Raw genomic sequence first — 22,635 nt, 5'->3', positions numbered from 1 at the left:
TAAGGAGGCGATAGGATGAGCTTCAAATCTCGCTTAGTGGTATTTACTAGCTTGTGGTTTTGCCTCGCGGCGGTGGTGATTGCACTGACTTACAATTGGCAAAAAGAAACCATTGAGTTACGCACCAAGCAAAGCCTGCATAAAGAGCTAGCTAGCCACATGCGTGACGATAATCCGCTAATGATCGGGACGGATTACAACCCTAAAGCGCTCAAGTCGATTTTTCACACGCTCATGCTGATCGGCCCTGACTTTGAAATCTACTTCCTCGATAGCCAAGGCAATATCACCACCCATGCTGCACCGGAAGGGGCGGAGATCATGGGAGCGGTGGATCTCAATCCCATTAAGCAATTCTTAAATGACCAACCCTTTCCTATTTTGGGTGAAGACCCTCGCAATCGTGGTGAGCACAAAGTCTTTTCTGTCGCGGCGATAGAGGAATTAGGCTCTACGGTCGGTTATCTCTACGTGGTGATTGGCAGTACCCGACATGACGCCATTGCCAATGCTCAAGTCGATACCCCTTACATCGCGCTGGCAGGATTAGTGTTGGTGTCGATTTTGGGTTTTGCATTGGGTGCGTATGTGCTGGTAAAACGCAGCTTACTGAATCCCATTGAGCGCGTAACCAATCAACTTGAACAACAAGCTGAGCATGACTTCCGCCTACAACCTGATTTTACTCACCAAGTGCCAGAGCTAGTACCGATTGCGCACTCCTATCAGATGATGGCGAAGCACATTCAGCAGCAGTTTTTACAGTTGGAGTATCAATCGTCTCATCGTCGTCAAAGCTTGTTGCAGCTTAGCCATGATTTAAAAACGCCGTTATCGAGCGTGCTTGGCTATTTGGAAACGTGGCGCTTGCAACATCCGGAATCCGATCCTTTGATTGACGTCGCTTTCCGAAATTGTGAGAAGCTTTCTACCCAATTGCATTCGTTACTTGATGCGGCAAGAAAAGAAGCGCCAATGCCGAATTATGAATATTGCCCTGTCGAGCTTAGCGCTTTAATGGTCGAATGTGCTGAGACAATGCAAAGCCAGTTTTCACGAAAAACGGTAGAACTCAAAGTTGAAGTGGAAGATAAGATTAAAACTGTCGGCGATAAAGGGTTGCTAGAGCGTTTAGTGCTTAACTTATTGGAGAATGCACTCCGTCACAGCCCAATTGGTTCAGCAGTGCATTGCCAAGCACATTTGAGTGAAGATAAGACTCGAATTCATTTTACCTTCATTAACCATATCGAAAAGAATGCTGAAGGTGGCTCTTTGGGCATCGGCACGAAGATTGTGCAGTCTATTTTGATGCTGCACCATAGTTACCTAGAAACCAGTGTTACCCCTTCTCAGTACCAACAGCGATTTACCTTACGATCCGTATCACTTCCGTCTTCGGGCGCTTAGCTTAAAAGCGCCTTACTTTCATCGACCTTCTTTATCCTGCTATCTTTTGGCGTGCATAGTGGCCTTATTTATTTCTCGGACAATGATTCAATGGATTTGTTATTTGGATGGCACTTTAATAATTGTAATGAATGAACCTGAATTTGTTACAGATTTAACGTATTCAATTTAAATATTAACCTTGACGCCCAAATTGTGATGAAAATATTACAACGTTTATTTTTGCGCGATTCAAAGATTATAAAATGCGCCATCTTTTATGTTTGTGATAAGTGTTTCAATGAATATTTTATTATGCTCATAGTTGTTTATTGTAAAGGGGTTAAATTGTTGCTTATATCATCATATGAAATGAAAAAGTGGAACTAAAGTCACTTAATGGCAGCTGAAAGATCTAAACTATCGGGTGATGAGGTAATAATGGTTTAGTAACAGATAGTTACGGATTCATAATTAATAATATGGCTAAACTTCCGACAAGGATCGAAAAGATGAGCGACAAGGAATCTATTCAGACTAATCGCAGCCGCCGCAATTTCTTAAAAGGTGCAACTGGTGCAGTTGTGGCTGGCGTCAGTGCTTCCGCATTTTCCGGTACAGTTCAAGCAAAAGAACCGAAAATTGATTGGAGCAACAACGGACTAGGTAGAAAAAGCGACAAACGCTTCTGGCGTAAAGTACAAAAGCAGTTCGTATTGGATAAACGAACGACTTACATGAATATCGGCACGACAGGTTCGATGCCAAAACATGTTTTAGAAGGGTACGAAGACAACAATAAAATCGTTGCTAAGTACCCGTGGGACATGAAAGACAAGTTTGGTGCTTGGCCTCATGTTTCTGAAATGGTGACGCAAGTTGCGCCGGGCTTTGGTGCTAACCCAGATGAAATCATTCTAAGCCGCAACACCACCGATGGCTTATGTTCTATCATCAATGGCCTGCATTTTGAGCCAGGTGATGTCATTCTAACGACTCACCATGAACACGTTGCTGCAACGTCACCAATGAACGTGGCAAAACATCGCTTTGGTGTGGACGTGGTAGAAATTCAGCTTCCGGTTTTCACTGGTACAGAAAATGTCACGGAAGAAGATTACATTCAAGCCTTCCGCGATGCGATTGAAACCCACCACAATGTGCGCCTTATTGTGTTCTCTCATATTACCTACAAAACCGGTACGACTCTCCCTGCTAAAGCTATCTGTTCTTTAGCAAAGCAACACCGCATCCCAACGTTAGTTGACGGCGCGCACACTGTTGGTATGTTCGACCTAGATTTTCACGATATGGATTGTGATTTCTATGCAGGATCTGGCCATAAGTGGCAGTGTGGTCCAGGCGCGACAGGTATCTTGTATGTACGTGATAACGGTAACCGTTTAAATGAGTACTGGAGCGATCGTGAAAATCCATTGTGGTTGATCAACTCATCGCTTTCTCATGCTGATTACCTAGGCAAACAGCTACAAATGCAATACATTGGTAACGATAACTATCCGTCAAAACAAGCACTTGCTGATAGTTGTAAAATGTGGGATGAAATTGGTCGTGACCGAATTGAAGCACGCATTTTAGAATTGAGTGACCAATGTAAAACGCTGCTTAGTGAAGCGTTACCTTATGCGAAGATGTACTCACCAAACGTGGAAGGACTAACCAGCGGTCTGACGACCTTTAACCCGTTTGATGATGTGACGGATGAGGAACGACTAACATTGTTCCGTGATCGTCTTCGCGAGGACTATGGTTACATCATTCGTACGACAAGCTTCAAGTTGTACAAAGACGATTCGTTTGAAACGCATGCACTGCGTATCTCTACTCACTTGTTCCACGATGAGAGAGATGTAGAAGGGTTAATCGAAGCGATTGCAGACCTGTACTACTCGTTCTAACGCTGTTGTTAAGTATCAAAGCGCCCTTAATTGGGCGCTTTGTGAAAGAGAAGGATATTCATCATGTCAGTGAAAACAATTAAGCAAACCATGACCACTCTTGCGATAGGGATGGTCACGCTGCTACCGATTCAGACCTTTGCTGGCGATCTGCAAGACATTAAGGACAGTGGCGTGTTACGCCATATTGGTGTGCCTTATGCCAACTTTGTTTCCTACATCGATCAAGGTGAAATGCAAACATTGACGGGGTTGGATGTCGATATCATCAAGGGATTTGCTAAATCGCTTGGCGTACGTTACCAATACGTCCCAGCCCAATGGAACAATGTGGTTGGTAAACTGACTGGGCAGCAAGTTGAATACAAAGATGCGCAATTGATGGTTGGTGAAAAGATGGCGATTGAAGGCGATTTGATCGCTAACGGCGTCACGATTCTTGATTGGCGAGCACAAATTGTTGATTTCTCGGAGGACTATTTCCCATCCGCAGTCTGGCTAGTAGCACGCACTGACTCTTCATTAACTCCGATTAAGCCAACAGGTTCTATTGATGACGATATTTCAATGGTGAAGTCACTCATTAAAGGCCGTGAAGTCTTAGCGATGGAGCATTCTTGTCTCGACCCGAACTTGTATAACCTCTATGACACCGGCGCAAAAGTGATTTTGCCGGATGGTCAGCGCCGATTGAACGAAATGGTGCCTGCCATAATGAAAAACGATGCGGAAAGTACGTTGCTTGATGTTGCAGATACATTGATTGCACTTGAAAAGTGGCCGGGGGAAATCAAAGTCATTGGCCCAGTATCAGAAAACCAAAAAATGGCGGTTGCCTTCCGTAAGGACTCTCCTGAATTAAAAACCGCGTTTAACCAATACTTAAATTCAATTAAGCAAGATGGGACGTACCAAGCCTTGGTCGAGAAATACTACCCGTCTATTTACTATTTTTATAATGACTACTTTTTAGAAGATAGTAAGAAAGATATATGAGAAAGTCTGTAAAAAAAATATCAAGTCAGAAGATCATCACAGTCAGTGCGATATTGGTGTCGCTCTATTTGGCGATGATTATTACGGTCACCAGTTTAGGTCAACATAAACTAAAAGAATCACAGCATCGAGAACTCGATCTAAAGGTGAAAAGTTATGCAGGTACCCTTGATAATTTATTTACGATTGCCAGTGAAGATATAGACCATTTATCGACCGATAAAACGGTACAAACCTTCTTTGCCAACCTCGCTTCAGGCATGTCGATGGAGTATGGTTTAGGCGCAAGTTTGATTAATCTAAAACGTAAACTGCAAGAGAAATCTGAAACCAAAATCGTCAATAATCAATTGATCTACAACCAGTTAACTTTGATAGGTCTTGATGGCTCGACCATTATCACAACAGGTCAAAAGTCCGATCATCGTGTTGATACTTCGCGTTTATTGAATGATCACGACCACAGTGAAGAAGTCAGAGCGGTGCGTGAAGATGGCAAAGTACTTATCCAGGTGATAAAGCAAGTCATGTTCTCAGGCAAACCTGTCGGCTATTTGATTGCGGATATCAACGAGAAGGTAGTCATTTCCCAATTGACTAATCAGGAGCATGAAGACAGTTACAGTCGCATGGTGCTGAAGATCAATAATGTGGAAATGGAAGTATGGGATTCTATCAGCCGTAAGTTGGAACAGGAAAACATCACTGAGCCTGAAGCACTGGCTCAAGAGCTAAAAGAGAAGATCTATTTCGAAGTGCCAATCGAGCACCATCACTTTAAATTGATGGCTTGGTTTGAGTCACTTAGCGAACGCGATATCTACACGTCTCGAATATTTATTTCCGGATTAAGTATCCTCGCAATTTTGATTGTGTTTGGCTTGTTGTATGCGTTCAACCTTAATAACACACGTGTTGAGCTGAAGATCAAACTGGAAGAAGAGAAGAAGCGCAAAGACTTCTTATCTCAGCAAAACCAACGTTTAACCAGTGAGATAGAGCGTCGTAAATCGTCAGAAATGGAGTTGGCTTACCAAGCCAAGCACGATGCATTAACCGGTTTACCAAATCGAGTTTATGGTTCTGAACGCCTTGGTTTAGAGCTGTCACGCGCTGAACGCACAGGCTCTAGTGTACTGGTGATGTTCATCGACCTTGACCATTTCAAACAAATCAATGATTCGATGGGACACTTTGTTGGTGATGAGATCCTCAAACTGAGTGCTGAGCGGCTTCATCAGGCGGTGCGGAAAACCGATTTGTTGGCACGAATTGGCGGCGATGAGTTCCTATTGGTGATTCCAGACTTAGACAATGCCGACAGTGCTAAGCGCTTTGCCGCAACTGTATTGTCTGTGTTTAACGAGCCGTTTGTTTGGCAAAATCATGAATTCTTCTTGTCCGCTAGCGTAGGTATGTCTGTTTATCCAGAAGATGGCGATAATTCAGAGCAGCTACTCGCTTGTGCTGATATGGCGATGTACCGTGTGAAGCAAGACGGCCGTAATGCATTCTGCTTCTATGACCACAACATGAACCAAGATTTGCAGCGTTTCTTAGACTTGGAAAGTCGCTTACGTCATGCTATTTCTCACGATTTGTTAGAGCTTTATTATCAACCAATCATTGATCTCGACAGCGGGGCGATTGTTGGAGCAGAAGCCCTGATGCGTTGGAATGACGAGAAGTTTGGTTTTGTGAATCCAGAAGAGTTTATCTCGATTGCTGAGAAGAATGGTTTGATTCATCAACTGGGTGAGTTTGCCATTCGTCAAGCGTGCCAACAAGCGGCAAAATGGCAGGACGTTACACCTCTGTTTGTGTCGGTAAACTTCTCAAGTGTGCAGTTTAGATACTGTGATCGACTTTTCGAACAGATCAAGCAGCACATAGAAGAGTCGGGGTTGTCTCCAGAATTGTTCGATGTAGAGGTGACAGAGAGCTTGTTGTTTAACCACAGCAGCGACCTGATGGAGATGCTAGATAACTTACGAACTCTGGGCGCGAAGCTCACCATTGATGATTTTGGTACCGGTTATTCCGCATTAAGTTACTTGCAGAAGTTCCCGTTTGATCGCCTCAAGATCGATCGCAGTTTCTTGCAGAACATGTTTGAGAACGAATCCGACCGTGAGCTTGTTAACGTGATTATTGCGATGGCGAAAGCGCTCAACCTTAAGATCGTTGCAGAAGGCATCGAAGAACAACGCCATGTGGATTACCTGAAAAACCTAAACTGTGAGTTCGGACAAGGTTTCCACTATAGCCGACCATTACCCGCTAAGGACTTCGAAGCACTTTTAGCTAAGCCGACTTGGCTATAATCCCTTGCATTACAACCTCATAGAAAAGCATTAACTGGATTCGTGCCTCGGATTCATTAATGCTTTTCCACTTTGAGGGATAATCGTTTTTCCTTCCTTGAATTACACTACACTTAATTGATAAGTAATTGCCTGTGATGCCCGTCACATAAAGGCTCAACCTAATTCTAATCGAGTAAAAACTCGACACTATAAACAGGAAGGAATTGCGAATGTCTTCTGCATTTTACCAACAGATTGAACAGCAAATTGAAGAAGTAAAGGCGGAAGGCCTTTACAAAGCAGAGCGTATCATCACGTCTCAACAGCAAGCGGCGGTTAAAATCTCTAGCGGTGAAGAAGTACTTAACTTCTGTGCGAACAACTACCTTGGCCTAGCTAACCACCCAGCGCTTATCGAGGCAGGTAAAGCAGGCATGGATGACCACGGCTTTGGTATGGCTTCAGTACGTTTCATCTGTGGTACTCAAGACATCCACAAAGAGCTTGAGCAGAAGCTTTCTAAGTTCCTAGGTAAAGAAGACACGATTCTTTACACATCATGCTTCGACGCAAACGCGGGCCTATTTGAAACTATCCTAGGTAAAGAAGACGCAATCATTTCTGATGCTCTAAATCACGCGTCAATCATCGACGGTGTTCGTCTATGTAAAGCGATGCGTTTTCGCTACTCGAACAACAACATGGAAGAGTTAGAACAACAACTGATCGCTGCGAAAGAAGCAGGCGCTCGCCACATTCTTATCGTAACGGACGGCGTGTTCTCAATGGACGGTGTAGTGGCAAACCTACCAGCTATCTGTGACCTAGCAGAGAAGTACGGCGCATTGACGATGGTTGATGACTCTCACGCTGTTGGCTTCATGGGTAAAACAGGTGCAGGTACGCACGAGCACCACAACGTGGTTGACCGTATCGACATCATCACTGGTACGCTAGGTAAAGCAATGGGCGGCGCTTCAGGCGGTTACACGTCTGGTAAAGCAGAAGTGATTGACTGGCTACGTCAGCGTTCTCGTCCATACCTATTCTCTAACTCTGTTGCACCAGCAATCGTAAGCGCTTCTATCCGCGTTCTAGACCTACTAGAAGAGAGCGGTGACCTACGTGACCGTCTATGGGAAAACGCAGCACACTTCCGTACTCGTATGGAAGACGCAGGTTTCACAATGGGTGGTGCTGACCACGCAATCATTCCAATCATGCTTGGTGACGCAAAAGTAGCAGCAGAATTCGCAGAGCGCGCTCTGGAGAAAGGCATTTACGTAATCGGCTTCTCATTCCCTGTTGTACCAAAAGGTCAAGCGCGTATCCGTACTCAAATGTCAGCGGCGCACTCTCGTGAGCAACTAGACCGTGCAATCGACGCATTCATCCAAGTTGGTAAGGACATGGGCATCATCTAAGTTTCGTTTCCTCTTCCTAGCCTCCCCCTAAAACAGAGGGGAGGGATTAGATAGGAAGGAGAAAGAGCTTACGTTTAAAGATAAAAAGGCTTTCCCAACTCTTCAGAGTCGGCTCATGGGCAAAGCCTTTATTTCTTCTTTAGACGCACTAGATGAAAGAATTTTTTGTCACGCATAGAGCGGGGCAATGTTTGGTGAATACTATGAAAATTAAAGCATTATCAAAGCTAAAGCCTGAAGAAGGCATCTGGATGACTGAGGTTGATAAACCTGAAGTTGGCCATAACGACATTCTGATCAAAATTAAGAAAACCGCTATTTGTGGTACAGACGTACACATCTACAACTGGGACGAATGGTCACAAAAGACAATTCCAGTGCCTATGGTTGTCGGTCACGAATACGTGGGTGAAGTGGTTGCAATTGGTCAGGAAGTTCGTGGCTTTGAAATCGGTGACCGCGTATCTGGCGAAGGTCACATCACGTGTGGTCACTGTCGTAACTGTCGTGGCGGCCGTACTCACCTATGTCGTAACACAATTGGTGTGGGCGTTAACCGTGAAGGTGCATTCGCAGAATACCTAGTGATCCCAGCGTTCAACGCGTTTAAGATCCCTGAAGGTATCTCTGACGATCTAGCGTCTATCTTTGACCCGTTTGGTAACGCAGTACACACCGCGCTTTCTTTCGACCTAGTAGGCGAAGACGTGCTTATCACAGGTGCAGGCCCAATCGGTATCATGGCAGCGGCAGTAGCAAAACACGTTGGTGCTCGTCACGTAGTGATCACAGACGTGAACGAATACCGTCTAGAACTTGCTCGTAAAATGGGCGTAACGCGCGCAGTAAACGTTGCAGAAGAGAAGCTAGAAGACGTAATGGCTGAGCTAGGCATGACAGAAGGCTTCGACGTAGGTCTAGAAATGTCTGGTAACCCAGCCGCATTCAACTCAATGCTAACCACAATGAACCACGGTGGTCGAATTGCACTGCTAGGTATTCCACCATCAGACATGGGTATCGACTGGAACCAAGTTATCTTCAAAGGCTTGGTGATCAAAGGTATCTACGGCCGTGAAATGTTCGAAACTTGGTACAAGATGGCTTCATTGATCCAATCTGGTCTGGACCTATCACCAATCATCACGCACCACTACAAGATTGATGATTTCCAAGAAGGCTTCGACGTAATGCGCAGCGGTATGTCAGGCAAGGTTATTCTTGATTGGGAATAAGGTCGCGATAAAGCCGCCAAAATCTTCCTGAGAACTAATTAATAAAACGCCCCGAGTGAACCTTGGGGCGTTTTTATTTGCATACAAAGAGCTAGTGCTTATAACTTATTGCCATAGTAGTCATTCCTTCCTTTTTGATAGTCACTAATCCCTCCTTGAATCTTGGTTGTATTTGGTAATGTGTCTTTGAAAAAGTAAAAATCGCAAGCTTACGAATCTCACCATTACTCTCAATCTCATATTATGCCTTCCAACGAAACGATTCATTGAGAGGTATTTTTTATGTGTAAACAAGCAACGTTCAGCAAATATCAAAAACGCGCGATTAAATTTCTGTCTGACTACTTAGGCGCGGATACCCCATTTTCCTACGAAAGAACGCAGACTAACCATCTCAAAGTATTAATTGATGGGGTAGCAAAGCCTATCTTCACAGGTTCGACGCCGTCGGATTGCAAATCGATAAACAACTTTATGGCCGAAGTAAAACGAGAAGTGAAAGCAAGTAAGCTAGAAGGCGAAGGTAAACAACACATCACGCCACAGATGCAATTGCCAAATCCAATTAAATTGTCACAAGACCGACTAATCCAAACCTGTGTGAAGTCATTGCGTGCCCGCATCGACACGATGAAGTCGAAAGAAGAAGAACAAGTATTGGCAACCAAATCTCTCAATGAAGTGGGCGAATATCGTCTATCCGCTATCAAACATGCAGTATCACTGGCGCTTCAAGCTCGTAAGCAGGGTGTGTACATCAAATCAAAAGAGATGAAGACGATCGAATCAAAAATCTTAACGCATTTAGATTTTATGATGCCGACGTTGGCTTATTACGCAGAATTGTTAGAGAGCAAAACAAAATATCAAAACAATGATTCTCAATCTAAAGCAACAAAAGAATCCTTAACTAACAACGTCATTAAGTTGGAAGGTACTGCCAAACCAGATCCTAAAAAGGAAAATAGTTTTGTGGGAGAACAGCCACAACCGGAGGTCAATATGAACAACAATAAGAACCAGCAAAAAGGTGGTTCAGCCTCCGAGTTGATGGCTATGTCTCCAAACAACCGTATTTCGTTGTTACGTCAATTGTCCAAAGTAGAGGCACTGCAGCTTATTGATGATATCAACCAGGCTCTAGCGATGAACCGTGACCAAGACATTGCGGAAGTGGTTGCAATGATTAAAGAGAAAGACCTGCCTTTGGAAGCAATTATTTCTCGATTGGAAGCTGCATAAACAAGGACTTAATGTTGTTTATATTTGGGTTATAGAAAATATAAGTCGATTGTCAGTCTTTATTCTCATTATGATTCGCCTCCTTCCAGGCTATGGGGGCGTTCTAAGTCTTCAACCTTCTAACTCAGTAGTTTGTCGGTGAGCGTTTTCGATTGATGGTTAATGTTAGGCATCAATCGAAAGCTACAGTGTTCTGTTCCCACTGGCTTTATTTGAGATTTACTAAATGAAAAAAACACTACTCCTTGTTGCTTTGAGCTCTTCCTGTGCTTTTGCAGAGGTCATTATTAACAACGGTGAAGTCACTATTGATTATGGCAACCCGTACACGAATGCATCGGCGGAAAATGGTGCAACATCTGATGGCTCTTATGACTACACCACAGACACGGTGATCAATAACATCAATGGCAATGATGAAGGTGCTTATTCTAGTGACCTGACTGAAAGCTTGATTTACAACAACATCAAGAATCAGTAAGGAACTCAATGAACAAACTGATTGTAATTGCTCTTCTTATTTCGATGACCTCGGGTTGCTCCCTGATTGCACCAATGCGTAAAGCAAGCGAGTACCAAACCTATGATATCTGCTACACATTAGGTCGTTACACTAGCTTAGAGTTGGAACTGCAATGGGAAGGTGGAGAGGAAGCGGCAATGGAAGAGCTAAAGCGACGTAATCTAACTCGCGGTGAACAAATGCAATGTCGTTCGGCAATGCGAGACGGGTCTCAGGATCGCGCACTCTCCGGTTATTAAAGAGACGATTAAATGAAAAAGAAATTATTTGCAGCCCTTGTGCTGTCCCTCATCGCTTTTACTACATCAGCCAACATGGTTGTTAGTGAAGGGCAATTTGTTTCAATTAAATGCACAGCTGTTGGCTACGACCCTGTAGGTAACCCCCAAGATTACGTACCTTGGGAAGACAATTACTTTGGTCCAATGAACTACTCCATTACCAAAGACAACGAAGGGTACAAAATGACGACGGGGTTATACTCTGGTCAGTTTTTTAACGTAAGACAAGGTGGTAGCAAACACAACTTGTTGTTTATTCAATCATATAATGGTGGTGCAGAGATTGCGACGATTGCTATTAATAGCAATATCATGACGTACACCAATACTTCTGGTGTTTTTTATAATCGTTTATGTGTTGGCAAGCTTAAAAGCGGAATCGTACTTAATTAATAACCGAACATCCTGTGCTTAATCCAGTCACTATATCGTCAGTCCACTAATGAACGCTCCTTTAAGGGGCGTTTGTTCTAAATGTAGTTTTCAATTGCTGATTTACATGACAATACGTAGAGCATTAATGTACCTGTGATGTGTCGATTGTGACGGTATGAAACAATTTGTCATTACGATAGTAATTCATAGGCATATAAAGTCGTATAGATCATCGAATCACTCACAAAATTTTGGTATAAGGTACGCGGTTCTATCAACAGGTATTCTCTTATGTCGACATCTCTGAACTTTGAGCTAATTCGTGAACACAATGAAAAATTGGCCAATCTAGGTCATCTAGCTGAGCAAATACTCCACCTTGATCCTGGAAGTGCGATAACGCGTCTTCGCGGTTTTGCCGAAGAGGTGACTAAAGAGATCTACTCTATTGATGGTTTACCACGTTTACCGCAAGCAACCTTTATGGAGTTGTTGAAAAATGACGCTTTTGTTGAGGTAACCGAATCTCGCTTACGAGATCAACTCCATTTTTTAAGAATTGAGGGGAACGAGACTGCCCACGGCGGAGATGGCAACGTACGTAAAGCATACGCGGCACTTGGCACTGCACACTCGTTATCTCAATACATGGCAATCAACTACTATGGTTTCCAAGTATCTGATCTTCAGGAGCTTAAGTATCCAGAGTCGGCGTTAAACTCAAACTTATCGCAAAAACAATTAGAAAAAGTTGTTGAAGAGAACGAGAAGCAACAAGAAGCCTTGTTGAAAGAGCTAGAGCGTGAGCGCCAAGCTCGAGAAGCTGCAGAATCAAAAGCAGAGCGTACTCAAGAACAGCTAAAACAAGCGAAAGCTCGCAGTCAACAAACAGCAAATAGCTTGGAATGGGATGAAGACAAAACCCGCCAGTTACTGATTGATACTCAACTTGCACAAGCTGGATGGGACATCAATGACAAAGAAAGCGTTGGTATTGAAGTAGAAGTGAAACACCAACCTACAGCCACGGGTATTGGTTATGCAGATTACGTTCTGTGGAACGATGATGGCACCCCACTTGCAGTTGTCGAAGCCAAGCGTGCGCGTGAGCATCTACAAAAGGGTCGTGAGCAAGCGCGTTACTATGCAGAGGGTTTAGCTAAACAGTTCGATTGCGCCGTACCTATTGTGTTTTACACCAATGGTTATGAAATCTGTATTTGGGACACCAAGCAGTACAATACCTACCGCCAGATTTTCGGATTTTACTCGAAAGAAAGTCTGCAGTTCTTGCAGTACCAATACCAGTACAAAGAGCCAAACCTAGAAGTACTCAACCCAAATGTGGACATCGCAGGTCGTCCATACCAAATAGAAGCGATTAAGGCCGTAACCAGTCAGTTACAGAATCAACGTCGAAAAGCCTTGATTGTTCAGGCAACAGGTACGGGGAAAACGCGTGTATCCATTGCGCTGGTGGAGCTATTGCTGCGTTCACGCTGGGTGAAACGTGTCCTATTTTTATGTGACCGAAAAGAGCTTCGTCGACAAGCCGATGGTGCATTTAAAGATTACCTCCCAACAGAGCCGCGTTGCGTGATTGGTGAGAAAAACCAAATCGACACCTCTGCACGTGTCTTTGTCTCCACGTATCCTGGCATGATGAACCGATTCTCACAGTTAGATGTTGGCTTCTTCGACTTAATTATTGCCGATGAATCACATCGCAGTATCTACAATCGCTACCGTGACATCTTTGATTATTTTGATGCCATTCAAGTCGGTCTTACGGCCACGCCAGTTAAGTTCATTGCACGTAACACTTATGACCTGTTTGGTTGTGAAAATGGCGACCCGACATTCAACTTTGACTTAGCTGAAGCCATCTCCCATGAGCCACGTTATTTGAATCCGTTTCGAGTGAAAGAGTTCACCACGGAGTTCCTTCGTGATGGGATTCACTACAGTAAGTTAACGCCAGAGCAACAGGCGCAACTTGAGGAAGACTTAGGCGAAGAAGAAGCGCAAAAGACTACCATCCAAGGCAAAGATATTGGCAAGAAGATTTTCAGTGTCGAAACTGACAGTGCGATACTCGAAAACCTGATTGAAAATGGGATAAAAGATGCGACCAACTCGCTAGTGGGTAAAACCATCATTTTTGCCCAGAATCAAGCGCATGCCGAGCAGCTTGAGAAGCTGTTCTGTGAAGAGTTGTATCCACAATATGGTAGCAAAGTTTGTAAGGTCATCCATAACAAAGTGGATCGTCCAGAAGCCCGTATCGACGAGTTTAAGAACCCAAACAACGATTTCCGTATTGCTATTTCCGTCGACATGATGGACACCGGCATTGATGTGCCAGAGGTAGTCAACCTTGTGTTTGCTCGCCCGGTTAAGTCATGGGTAAAATTCTGGCAGATGATTGGTCGTGGTACGCGTCTGTGTCCAGATTTGTTTGGCCCGGGGCAAGACAAAGAAGAGTTCTTGATTTTCGACCATTATGGCAACTTTGCCTATTTTGAAGAAAAATACGTCGAAGCCGATACGGGGCAAAGCCGTTCATTGCTGCAAACGGTCTTTGAAGCGCGTCTTGAGCTGGCTGATGAAGCGATGAAAAAAGCGGATGTGGCCACTTTTGAGCTCGCTTGTGCCCAGATGAAAGCAGACATCTGTGACTTGCCTGATGGCGCCATTGCCGTTCGTCGCGAGCTTCGCACGGTCAAACAGCTACAAGAAACCGACATGATCCTTGAAATGAACGGTTCGACTCGACACATACTCGAAACCAAGATGGCACCGTTAATGGGCTCGCGCACATTAAAAGACAAAGACGCCTCAATGCTCGACAGATTGATGTCGCAAGTTGAAAAGGCTAACTTAACCGGCAGTAGCGATATTGAAAACCTCAAAGCTGATTTGATTTCACGATTGCAAAACCTAGCGGTCAACATTACTGATGTTCGTAAACAAGGTGATGAGATTGCAAAAGTTCAAACCCAACAATACTGGGATTCATTGTCTATAGAGCAGCTTGAAACGACGCGTAAAAACTTGCGCGGTATCATGAAGTTCAAGAAGAGAGAAACCTCCGTTTATGATGCCACGCCAACAACACGCGCGGGGGACGGTGATGTGATTGAAAACGATCGCGTTGTGATCATTGGTGATGAGAGTGAGGCGATGGTGTATCGCAAACGCATTAAAGATATTCTTGAAACCATGCTCGCGAACAACCCAGTGTTACAAAAGATTCATCAGAATCAACCTGTGACTGAAGAAGAGTTAAAGTCGCTCACTTCGACCATTCTTACACAGCACCCTGGTGTTGATGTGAATGCGTTGAATGCCTTCTATGGCAATACACCAGAGCAACTAAGCGAAACACTCATTCAGTTAGTTGGGCTCGATGCCGAGCTAGTTAATGAACGATTTACCGAGTTTATGCAGACTCACCAGTTGTCCTACATTCAAGTGCAGTTCTTAAACCAGCTCAAAGGGTTTATTTGCCGACACGGACGCATCAAAATGGCGAACCTGTACGAAGGGCAGTTCGACAAACTAACGAATGGGGAAGGGCTGGATATCTTCAATGATGCCGCCGCAGATAAGTTAGAAGCGCTGATTGAGCCTTTCTTGCTGCCTCACTAATGCGTCAGCAATTTCGCATTAGTTGCAGGCGGTAGTAGCGCCGCGGTATTTACATTGTTCAGCAACCTAAATTAACCTCCGTTCGTTTGGGTAGCTTAACTGCCCGAACTTCGAACAAATTATGGAGATTGTAAGGTTACGATCTCCTTTTGTCGGTGTAGAATCCGATAATTCACGTTTAACCCTATTACGAACACGAGTACTTTGCGAAAACGCAGCAAGTTCCTTCGTCAATAGCAGCATCAATCACAAACAAAGAGAACACTATGTTAACTGGTCAACTACGTAATGACATCGACAGCTTATGGGAAAAATTCTGGACAGGTGGCGTCACTAACCCACTTGTTGTGATTGAGCAAATCAGCTACTTGATGTTCTCTCGTATGTTAGACATGCAGGAAACTGCCGCAGAGAAAAAGTCAAAACGTACTGGTCAGCCATTTAAGCGCCAATTCCCAGAGACGCCGGAAGGGCAACAACTTCGTTGGCAAAACTTTGTCCATATGTCCGGGGCTGAGCTGTTACCACATTTGCGCAATAACGTGTTCCCACACTTTTCTCAAGTAGAGCTCAGCGGCTCTGATATCGCGCAGTTTATGGAAGATGCCGATGTCGAAATTCGCAGCGAATCGGTGCTTCGATCAGCAGTGGATATGGTAGATAAACTGCCACTTGGTCAAAGTGATGTAAAAGGTGATATTTACGAATACCTACTCAGTAAGCTCGCGTCTGCAGGTATTAACGGTCAGTTCCGTACGCCTCGCCATATCATCGACATGATGGTAGAAATGCTCGATGTACAACCAACGGATGTTATCTGTGACCCAGCTTGTGGTACGGCGGGTTTCTTGTCTCGTACGATGGAATACCTAACACGCACGCATACGAGTAAAGAAAGCATCTACCACGATGAGGACGGCAACCCAGTGTACACGGGTGATTTGCTGCATGAGTACCAAGACCACATTAACAACAATATGTTCTGGGGTTTTGACTTCGATAGCACCATGCTGCGTGTGTCGGCAATGAACATGCTTTTGCATGGAGTGAGCAGTGCCAACATCACTTATCAAGACAGCTTAAACAAGAACTTTGTTGAAAAAGACCAAGAACACGACTTTTTCGACAAGATCCTTGCCAACCCTCCCTTTAAAGGCAGTTTAGACGAGCAATCGGTGAACCCGAAAGTCTTGTCTATGGTGAAAACCAAGAAGACCGAGCTGCTGTTTGTAGCGTTAATCTTACGCATGTTGAAGCTCGGTGGTCGCAGTGCGACTATCGTGCCAGATGGCGTACTTTTTGGTAGTTCAAAAGCACACAAAGATTTACGTCAAGACCTTATCGAAAACAACCAACTTGAAGCGATGATCTCACTGCCAAGCGGCGTGTTCAAACCGTATGCAGGAGTATCGACGGGGATCCTTATCTTCACCAAAGGCGGCAGTACGGACAATGTCTTATTTTATGATATGGCGGCAGATGGTTACTCACTAGATGACAAACGCAACCCAATCAAAGAAAACGACATTCCAGACGCACTAGCAAAATGGAAGCGTTACAGCGAGCTCTACCAAGCCAACAACCAAGACGCACTAACGGCAGAGTTTGGCGATAAAACCCAAAAAGCCTTTATGGTTTCAGCAGAAGACATCAAAGCGCAAAAATACGACCTCTCGATCAACCGTTACAAAGAAGTGGTCTATCAGGAAGAAAGCTACGAAGACCCGAAAGTGATTCTGGGCAAACTCAAAGCACTGGAAAATGAGATCCTGAACGATCTAAATGAGCTGGAGGGGATGCTATGAGTTGGCCTTTTGTAACTTTAGGGGAAGTGGCAACTTTCATTAATGGCGATAGAGGAAAAAATTACCCATCAAAAGGCTCATTTGTTGAAAGTGGTGTCGCATTTATAAATGCAGGTAGCTTAAGTCTAGAACATAGATTAATAGACTCAGAATTAAACTACATTACGCAAGACAAATATGATTCTTTGCGTAGTGGCAAAGTAGAGAAAGGTGATATTTTATTTTGTTTAAGGGGGTCACTGGGAAAATTTGCTGTTGTTGAAAACGATATTAAAGGTGCTGTAGCTTCATCTCTTGTTATCATTCGAGCGAATCATAAAGTTGCATTGAGCTATTTGAAACATTATTTAGGTAGTGTTTTATGTGCAAGGGAAATTGATACATTTGAAAATGGTGCGGCACAACCGAATCTTTCGGCGACGGACTTAAAATCTTTTAAAATCCCACTCCCACCACTAGAAGAACAAAAACGCATCGCGGCGATTTTGGATAAAGCCGATGCGATTCGCCAAAAACGAAAACAAGCGATAGCTCTAGCTGATGAGTTCTTGCGTAGCGTGTTTTTAGATATGTTTGGTGATCCGGTGACCAATCCGAAGGGATGGGAGGTGAGAAACCTAGGTGATATATGCCAGTGTATAAACGGAGATCGTTCGAAAAACTATCCAAGTGGTGATGACCTAGTTGACGATGGTGTACTTTTCTTATCCACGAAAAACATTGTCAATGGAGAACTGGATTTAGCTTTTCAGCAATATATTACTGAAGAGAAATTTGGCGCTCTTGGAAGAGGCAAGTTGTTACCAGATGATATGGTGATTACATTGCGGGGAACTCTAGCCCAATGTGCATTGTTTTCATGTGGTTACAATACTGGCTTTATCAATGCTCAATTGATGATAGTGAGGGCTGGAGATCAAATTCTGCCTAAGTTCCTCCATTCTCTAATGATGTCTAGAGGTTTTAATAGAGAGCTGAAAGCCCTTGGTAATGGGGCGGCGATTCCGCAACTAACGGCAAAGCAAATTAATGAACTAAAAATCATTCTTCCACCTTTAGACATTCAAGAGAAATTTGTTGCAATCCAAAGGTTCACTAAAAAGGTGGCGCTGAAACAAGTTCAAGCGCCAGAGATGTTTTCATCTCTTTCCCAAAAAGCCTTTTCCGGTCAGCTGTAAACAATTTAGCCCTCATGCATCACCTGCATGAGGGTTTCACTGCCTTAAACCTCACAAAATTTAGTCAAAAGCTCTTTTTCTATATTCAGTGACTTAATAACTATATAGAATGGAATGTTGTTTGCGATTAAAATTACATATGTTTTAATCGATGCCTCAAGGATAGAGAGTGGTTGGTAGCCATAATGGCTAAGCAATGAAGCAAAAAAAACTATTTATCCATCGTGTAGGTTTACGCTCCACTGAAAGACTCAATTAGCTTTCATTTAAGCGACCTGCAAATTAGCAGAACAAATGATGAAAAATATCCTGTCGGGTCCTCATTTTCTTGATTGGAATGACAAGTTCCATGTAACAACCTCGGTCGCGTTTCAGCGCACTAAAAATAATTCTGGCTTTAACTTTACTGTTGAAAATGGTTTTAGCCGAATCTATTACCATGCACCAACGACGAAAGATTTAAATCCCGGCAGATACATCATCTGCTTTACCCAATCGAAGCTAGTTTCCGAGCGCAATGATGCGTTTGCGGTTATTTCTGAAGCAGATTTTAAACAGTACGTGATGAGTGAAGTCTGTTCACCGTCACTCAATACTCAGTTTGTTCAATTTGTGAAACGCAACACTAGCCTTATCAAGATGGTGGAGCGTGCTGTTTGGCAAAAGCTTGGTCAGTTGATTGCTTCAGAGTTGGACAATGAGCGTCAGATTTCACAGGTTTTATCTCATTGCACCACTTTAAAGCTAGATGCTCCAGCCTTACTCGCTCAACTCAACAGTGGTCAGATTCGTACACCAGAATTATTTGAAGAGAAGTTTATAAAGACGCAGTGGGACAAATTGTTACCCTCTGCGATTCGAATCCGTGCAGCAAAGACATTGTTTGATAATTTTGATGACGTACCAGCTCAAGTTGCCGTATGTATTCAGAAAAGTATTCTAACGCCTGAAATTAAGGCATTGGCAGCAAAGGCTGTCATAGCTGCTCCTGTTTTAGCAAATTCTTTCCCAGTGCAAACATTCGTACAACTCTGTGCTGCGACAGCATTTAACCCTAACAAGGAAGAGTTCGAGAATCTATTTTCTGTTGTGGATCATCAAAAATCGAAAGTTGTCGCTCAATATTTGCCAATAGCACTGATCGCGGATTTTCCGAACCATGTCAGTTTGACCCAGCTACTAGATTACCTCTCTATACCTGAAATCAGCGAACCAGAATCGATTCTACAGCAGGTATTTGCTCGTATTGAGTCTAATGAGGCTGAAGTTAGCAAAGGCGATATTGCTTATCTCAATCGAACGTTGAAAAAAGAACATTTACAAGACTCGGTTAATGCGCACTTCAAAAATATAGATAACGTAAAGGCGATGTTACTTTGTAAGTTGTCTGACAGTACTGATCTTGCGCCTCAACTCAAATTAGCAATTCGAACGCTTATGATGAATTTTCAGAGTGAGGCGTCTCGGTGCTTTCTTAGCGCTTGGCGTGCTGATCTAGCCGTAAAGTATCTAGATGACTCTGTTCGTGAAGCGATTAGTCAAAATTACTCTGAGTTCTTGGATACCTTCGAGGAAGGGCAAGAAGTACTGTGTAACGCGCTGCCTCTTGAACACTTACCCCTCTACGCAAAATACGTAACTGAGTCACGTTTGAATGAATATTTGCAAGTTCATGGGGAAGTAAGTTCATTAGAAGCGCTATCTCTGTTACGAGTAAGCGCCGTCGAAAATAACTACTTTGAATCACAGCTTCTTATCGCCTTGTTTGAACAAAAACTCAGACAAGGAGGGGCATCAGTTCAACACATTACTGCTTTGTTTGATGACTTTCAAAAAGGGTTGTTTGAGCACCATGCCAAGTCTCGAACTAGAATTGAACTTTCGATTCTCGCAGTCTGCCAATGGTTGAAAGAGGGGCAGGGAATCTCTGCAGACAGATTCAGCAAAAGGAGCGTGTGTGAAGGGAAGCTGTGGTTTGCGAATATAAAGGATGACAAAGGAGTAGTTACTGGAGAAAAAGAGCCCAAAGCCTTGTGCCGTCGAAACGACTGTACCAAATGTGTATTTGATGGAATGGAGAATATCGATCCATTCAAAGGAAAAACATATCAACGACAATATGTAAGTTTACCGAGAGCTCTTACGTTCACAGGGTTACCGTTTTATACACTGGTTCACCAGTTGTTTGGGATCACAGCAGAACACCTGCATCAACATGATGCGTTTGTGCGTATGTTATCCGCAATTAATCGCTGGAATGAAATTCTTGAAAAGCTGATATGTCGACAGTGTGACAACCCATTGCAAATAGCAGAACATGCCAAAGGTTCAATCGGTCACTTGGCTGTAGGAACAACTTATTGGCATTGTGGTTCTGAACGTTGTGGCTCTTATGGTGAGTCCGTAAAAATTTCTTACTGCATAGGGTGCCAAAAGTATATTGATAGTCGTGATGACCAAAAATCATGTACTCCTTATGAGATCCGTTCATACAAAAAGTTCTATATCTGTAATGATTGCGGAAGCTGTTGTTCCAAACATAATGGTTTTGCGGGAATTTGCCCTCACTGTGGGAAAGATGGTGCGTTTAACGACATTAATCAAACAGGAAGAACGCGAGCGAAATGTAAACATTGCAATGAAGTAACTAATATTGGTCATTTTGCGTTTCAAGCATTACAGCAGCACAAAGAGAGTGGCGGGGTATTTAGCCATATTCCGTCATTTTCTAGATCGTCATCGCACTTGGCAGGTGTTGTTGTTGACAGTACAGATAACGCGCATTGGTTGGTCGGTGACGCACCATGGGACAATCAGACTCTTTATATTTACGATCTTTACGAGAGTTTGAGGACGAATAAAATCACCCGTCAAATGTTGTCTAAATATCACGAAGTTTATGACTTAAAAGTAATTGAAAAATTGGCGCTGCTAGGTGTTGAACACTCTCGATATGGGGTTGAAAAAGTAAAATCGCCCTTGGAGCAACTGTTCGAAGATAGTATTGCGGAAGGGAGTTTTCAAAGAAATCAAAATGCAATTTTTGACCTCGTTCGACGTTATTTTAAAACGCTTCACGATACGGATGTGTGGTCACATTACAACAATGTAGAGCATAAGTTTATAACAGCGCTACATGCTCTTAGCGAGCAAGGTTTTAACCTCAGTGAGTCCGATTTGAAAGAAGAGTTAGCGAAGCTTGAGCGATCGAGAAACCAACACGTTCAGAAGTTAAGTGCCCTTAAAATTTTTGATATTGATAAGCTAAGCCTAATCAACTATCTAACAGATAAGTTTACGCTGAACGAGGCTGAGTTACTCATTCGCCAACTAGAAAGGCATGGGGCAAAGCCTCTGCGTAGTAATGACTGTAGCTTCGAGCATCTTCACTGTATTGAAAAAACAGAGCGTGCAGCCCGTATTGTGCAAAAACTTTTAGCTTTGTCTAGAAATGTAAAGCCGCATTACCAAATAGTAGGTACATCGACATCTCGTTGTACCTCGCGCGCTCCTAACTTGATGAATCTCCCCAAAGAGAGTCGTCATATTTTGAAAGCGGGTCATGGTAATAGCATTGTTGAGTGTGACTATAAACAGATGGAAATCGGTGTACTGGCAGCGTTAAGTGCTGACCAACAGCTTATCACTGATTTTAATACCGGTGATGTGTATGAGAGATTCGGAACAGCGTTAGCAGTCTCTCGCGAGCAAGCGAAAGTCGTTTTGCTAGGGCTAATATATGGTATGAGTGCATCAACAATCGCCACTCAACTTGGGGTGACTAAGGTGATAGCGGAAACTTACATTAACCGTTTCTTTGCTTGTTACCCTGATGTGAAAAAGTACCAAAATGAACTTGTTACTCAAGGCATTGATCAAGGGTATGTGACTTCCTGTACTGGCTTACGACGTAGTGTTAATCGACTCACCACAAAGAGCCCATCAATTCTCAACTGGGAGCAAAACTGGTTTAAAAACTTCCCGATACAAGCTTCGGCAGCGGCTGTTTTTAAGTTATCTATTGTGGAACTAGCACGCGAGTTACATGGCGAGCAATTCAAGCTCCTTGTTCCTCATTACGATGCGATTGTTTTTGAGGTGCCTGAAAATCAAACGAATCATTACACCGCACAAGTAAAAGCAGCGATGCATCGAGCGATGAAGAAACAATTCCCAATGTTGGAGCCTCAGATAGACGTGAAAAGCTGTGGTAAATCTTGGGGAGAGCAGGTTCAAGAAATGAACACTAGCAATCCTTACCAACGACAAGGCATTGATGACCTTCCTTTCTGAGTAATGATTTGAGCCTGG

Annotated in this window: 14 protein-coding genes; all 14 read left to right on the top strand. The window is 43.5% G+C overall.

Annotation, left to right across the window (positions count from 1 at the left end; translation table 11 throughout):
- The first annotated feature begins 15 nt into the window (after positions 1 to 15).
- The 14 genes from C1S73_RS26660 to C1S73_RS26595 all read left to right on the top strand — a co-directional run bounded on the left by C1S73_RS26660 (position 16) and on the right by C1S73_RS26595 (position 22,617).
- Complete coding sequence (locus C1S73_RS26660; protein WP_038868421.1) at positions 16 to 1,410, top strand: sensor histidine kinase; 1,395 nt, start codon at positions 16 to 18, stop codon at positions 1,408 to 1,410.
- A gap of 491 nt (positions 1,411 to 1,901) precedes the next feature.
- Positions 1,902 to 3,308, top strand: a complete 1,407-nt coding sequence (locus tag C1S73_RS26655; protein WP_038868422.1) for an aminotransferase class V-fold PLP-dependent enzyme — start codon at positions 1,902 to 1,904, stop codon at positions 3,306 to 3,308.
- A 63-nt stretch (positions 3,309 to 3,371) separates the two neighbouring features.
- On the top strand, positions 3,372 to 4,304 hold the full coding sequence (locus C1S73_RS26650) for a transporter substrate-binding domain-containing protein (RefSeq protein WP_038868423.1): 933 nt from the start codon (positions 3,372 to 3,374) through the stop codon (positions 4,302 to 4,304).
- On the top strand, positions 4,301 to 6,628 hold the full coding sequence (locus C1S73_RS26645) for a putative bifunctional diguanylate cyclase/phosphodiesterase (protein ID WP_038868426.1): 2,328 nt from the start codon (positions 4,301 to 4,303) through the stop codon (positions 6,626 to 6,628). Before C1S73_RS26650 ends, C1S73_RS26645 begins: the two co-directional genes overlap by 4 nt.
- Positions 6,629 to 6,840: 212 nt before the next feature.
- On the top strand, positions 6,841 to 8,034 hold the full coding sequence (locus C1S73_RS26640) for a glycine C-acetyltransferase (protein ID WP_038868427.1): 1,194 nt from the start codon (positions 6,841 to 6,843) through the stop codon (positions 8,032 to 8,034).
- Between the two features lie 203 nt (positions 8,035 to 8,237).
- Positions 8,238 to 9,269: an L-threonine 3-dehydrogenase gene (gene tdh, locus C1S73_RS26635; protein ID WP_005383983.1), complete on the top strand. Its 1,032-nt coding sequence runs from the start codon at positions 8,238 to 8,240 to the stop codon at positions 9,267 to 9,269.
- A gap of 282 nt (positions 9,270 to 9,551) precedes the next feature.
- Positions 9,552 to 10,511: a hypothetical protein gene (locus C1S73_RS26630; RefSeq protein ID WP_038868428.1), complete on the top strand. Its 960-nt coding sequence runs from the start codon at positions 9,552 to 9,554 to the stop codon at positions 10,509 to 10,511.
- A gap of 226 nt (positions 10,512 to 10,737) precedes the next feature.
- On the top strand, positions 10,738 to 10,992 hold the full coding sequence (locus C1S73_RS26625) for a hypothetical protein (RefSeq protein WP_038868430.1): 255 nt from the start codon (positions 10,738 to 10,740) through the stop codon (positions 10,990 to 10,992).
- 8 nt (positions 10,993 to 11,000) lie between these two features.
- Positions 11,001 to 11,273 carry a hypothetical protein gene (locus C1S73_RS26620; RefSeq protein ID WP_038868432.1) on the top strand — a complete coding sequence of 91 codons (273 nt, stop codon included), beginning with the start codon at positions 11,001 to 11,003 and terminating at the stop codon, positions 11,271 to 11,273.
- 12 nt (positions 11,274 to 11,285) lie between these two features.
- A complete protein-coding gene (locus C1S73_RS26615; RefSeq protein WP_038868433.1) occupies positions 11,286 to 11,708 on the top strand; it encodes a hypothetical protein in 423 nt (140 codons plus the stop codon).
- Between the two features lie 273 nt (positions 11,709 to 11,981).
- A complete protein-coding gene (locus C1S73_RS26610; protein WP_038868435.1) occupies positions 11,982 to 15,341 on the top strand; it encodes a DEAD/DEAH box helicase family protein in 3,360 nt (1,119 codons plus the stop codon).
- 266 nt (positions 15,342 to 15,607) lie between these two features.
- Positions 15,608 to 17,146, top strand: a complete 1,539-nt coding sequence (locus C1S73_RS26605) for a type I restriction-modification system subunit M (RefSeq protein WP_038868436.1) — start codon at positions 15,608 to 15,610, stop codon at positions 17,144 to 17,146.
- Positions 17,143 to 18,324: a restriction endonuclease subunit S gene (locus C1S73_RS26600; protein WP_038868437.1), complete on the top strand. Its 1,182-nt coding sequence runs from the start codon at positions 17,143 to 17,145 to the stop codon at positions 18,322 to 18,324. The genes C1S73_RS26605 and C1S73_RS26600 overlap by 4 nt, the downstream gene beginning before the upstream one ends.
- A 294-nt stretch (positions 18,325 to 18,618) precedes the next feature.
- Entirely contained in the window at positions 18,619 to 22,617 is a 3,999-nt protein-coding gene (locus C1S73_RS26595; protein WP_081634762.1) for a DNA polymerase, read from the top strand.
- Positions 22,618 to 22,635: the final 18 nt, after the last annotated feature.

Origin of the sequence: Vibrio jasicida 090810c, from assembly GCF_002887615.1 — a bacterium.
Classification (GTDB): Bacteria; Pseudomonadota; Gammaproteobacteria; order Enterobacterales; family Vibrionaceae; genus Vibrio; species Vibrio jasicida.
This window is presented reverse-complemented; position numbering and strand designations above follow the sequence as displayed.